The sequence below is a fragment of the Candidatus Poribacteria bacterium genome (assembly GCA_016866785.1).
In the GTDB taxonomy this organism is placed as follows: Bacteria; Poribacteria; WGA-4E.
Genome location: VGLH01000244.1, coordinates 1 through 2,849, shown reverse-complemented (window position 1 = coordinate 2,849; position 2,849 = coordinate 1). Strand labels below are relative to the sequence as shown.

Sequence of the window (2,849 nt, the reverse complement as noted above, 5' to 3'; positions counted from 1 at the left end):
CGGCGTGCGTCGCCGAATGGACGCGCGAGACGGAACAGAAACCGCCCGAAGCGGACGACGACGGGGGAACCATCAAGGACGAATCGGTCACGGACAACGGCGTCACAGCGACCGGCTGGGAAGAAGCCATCGGGTACGCGGCGCGGCGACCGCTGGAGAAGCTCGAACTCAAAACGGCGAATCCCACGACAGCGAGCGGGTTCGTCGGACTGGCGCAACCGATGCACCCGGACAGCCTTCTGATGGAGGTTCACGTGCGGGGCAAGGCGAAAGGCGGAAACGATATGAGGTTCCTCGTCGATCAGTTTGAGCCCAACTGCCCCATCAAACCCTTTGAGGTGGCGCAACGGCTCGCTCGAGGAGCGGAGCGGGTGGAAGAATTCACCGCTATCGCGCACCTGACATTCGGCGCTCTCGACCGGCAGACGGCACTCGAACGGCTCCGAACGGCGCAGAACAGCGCGCCGTTGGACGTTGACATCAAAGCGACGTTCGGGTCGGAGGACGGGAGTGAGTAGCGCGCTCCGCGAGGCGGCGTTCGCCGTGCGGGTCGTCCAGCGCCGCGGAGGAAAAGCGGCCATTGTCTACCGGCGTCGTCCCGACGAGATACGGCGCGACCGGCTCCAGCGCGTCGGCGTCGTGTCGTCTCTCGCGTTCACGGCGGGGACGCCGCTGTTGCGGGATGGCGTCGTGAAGTCGCGCGAGACGTTTCGGAGCGAGGGGAAGCGCGTCCGACAGACGGTCTTCGAGCATCTCGGCGGAACCTACGAACCGCTCGACGGGACGTGGGGTCCCCGAATCGCGGTCTACGCGCTCGTGACGGCGGGGCTGCGGGACGGGGAGCGGCTCGTCACGACGGCGGGACATCTGCGGCGCAGCGACCCGAACGAAGCGGCATGGTGGCTCGGACTGCTGACGCGCAGCGACAACGCGCGCGCCGTTCGCGCGCTCCGCATCCTGACGGAAGCCGTCGAGTAAGCGGCGACGGGAGACTGCTATGAAGCACATCACGATACCCATTCCGGATGAGTTGCCGCAGAGCCTCAAGATGTCGGACGAGGAGTTCCGCGTTGAAGCGCGATTCCTCTTGGCGGGCATCCTCTACGAGGCGGGAAAGGTGTCTGCGGGCGTTGCGGCGCAAGTCGCAGGGACCGACCGCCTCGTCTTCCTGAGTCTGTTGGGACGGTACGGCATACCAGCCATCAACCTTCGCGATGAGGAGGTGCGCCTGGAGATAGAAGCCGCGCGAAGGCTTTCCGAGGCATGAACCGGCGGATTACGGACGCCTCGCCGTTGCTGTTTCTGGCAAAGTTGGAGCGTCTGGAGCTCTTGCTGCTCGGCGTTGAACAGGTGCTCGTTCCGTCGGCGGCGCTTCACGAGGTTCGCGCGAAACACGATGAGGCGGCCGCTCGCGTAGAGCGCGTCCTGATGGTTTGGCTTGCGGAATGTCCGGTGACACGACCCGAGCTCATCGAACTGCTGTACGACTTGGGCGCTGGGGAACGTGAGGTCGTCGCTCAGGCGCGCCAAGAGGGCGTCGTGAGCGTTGCTATGGACGATTTGGCGGCGCGTCGCACGGCGCGGCGCGTCGGACTCGAGCCGATTGGCACGGTCGGTCTGCTTCTCGCCGCTCGAAAGCGCCGTCTCATCCCGTCGTTGCGGGACGAACTGGACGCGCTCGCGCAGCTCGGTTTCCGAGCGTCCGGCGCGCTTGTCGCCGCCGCGTTGCGCGAAGCAGGCGAAATCTAGATCAGCAAAGGCAGACATCATGACGACGACCCCGCGCGAAGCGACGAGACCCCGACTGCTCATCGAGGAGTGGTTGCCCGCGAAGGCGCTCGGCGTCGAGTGTATGCGTGAACGCGGCGCGAGCAGCGCGCTTCCGCCGCTGTATTTTCTCCACGTGTGGTGGGCGCGGCGGCCGTTGGTCGTGTCGCGGGCGGCGGTGTTGGCGTCGCTGCTGCCGGCGGGGTTCGATAGGGCGGGCTTCGGTACGGCGGACTCCTATAAGGCGTTTTTCGAGCGGTTGTTGGGGTTCTATGCGTCGTCGGACGTCATCGCGCTGAACGCAAGTTATCTTGAGGCAGCACGGCGTCAAGAGGGGAATCGGATTGCGAATCCGCACGGGCCCCGAGCGTTCAACCACGTCGTTCGTTACAAAGATGTCGAAGTTACGAACGAAGTGATTTCCGACCTATGGGGTGAATCGTCTATCGTCATTGACCCAATGGCTGGCGGAGGTTCGATACCTTTCGAGGCGTCGCGGCTCGGGTTGCCAACAGTGGCAAACGAGCTAAATCCCGTTGCTTGTTCGGTTCTTGAGGCGACAGTTGATTACCCGTTGCGGTTCGGGCAAGTCCTTGCAGATAAGGCGCACGCGTGGTCGCGTGAATGGCTTCGGCGATTCCGCGCGACCATGGACCGATACTACGAATCGACAGGCGCATATCCGGCTTGGTCGTATATTTTCGCGCGGACGGTTCCCTGCCCGGACACGGGGCATCCGACGCCGCTCGTGCCGGACTGGCATCTCATGAAGAAGAAGGGCGGGAAGCGCGTCGTCGCGGAGCCGGTCGTCCTCGACGCGACGAAGGGGACGTGGACCGTGCGCATCCGCGAGGTCGGGCAGTACGCGGGTCAACTGCGCCAACCGCCGCCGCCAACGTACCAAAGGGGCAAAGGCTTTTCGCTCTTCACCCGGTCGCCGATTTCGGACGAGTACATCAAGGCGACCGCGCAACGGGGAGAGATGGAGAGCGTCCTCTACGCGGTCGTCCTCAAGACGCCACAGGGGATCGACTTCCGTCCGGCGGAGAAGACGGACGTCGACGCGCTCGAGGCGGCGGAAC

Annotated in this window: 4 protein-coding genes; all 4 read left to right on the top strand. The window is 64.7% G+C overall.

From position 1 onward, the window contains the following. Positions 1–510 precede the first annotated feature (510 nt). Entirely contained in the window at positions 511–978 is a 468-nt protein-coding gene (locus FJZ36_18850; GenBank protein MBM3216958.1) for a hypothetical protein, read from the top strand. A gap of 19 nt (positions 979–997) precedes the next feature. Then, complete coding sequence (locus FJZ36_18845) at positions 998–1,267, top strand: UPF0175 family protein (GenBank protein ID MBM3216957.1); 270 nt, start codon at positions 998–1,000, stop codon at positions 1,265–1,267. Continuing rightward, complete coding sequence (locus FJZ36_18840) at positions 1,264–1,749, top strand: DUF3368 domain-containing protein (GenBank protein MBM3216956.1); 486 nt, start codon at positions 1,264–1,266, stop codon at positions 1,747–1,749. The genes FJZ36_18845 and FJZ36_18840 overlap by 4 nt, the downstream gene beginning before the upstream one ends. Positions 1,750–1,768: 19 nt before the next feature. Next, a partial coding sequence (locus tag FJZ36_18835) for a DUF1156 domain-containing protein (protein MBM3216955.1) occupies positions 1,769–2,849 on the top strand: 1,081 nt, incomplete at its 3' end.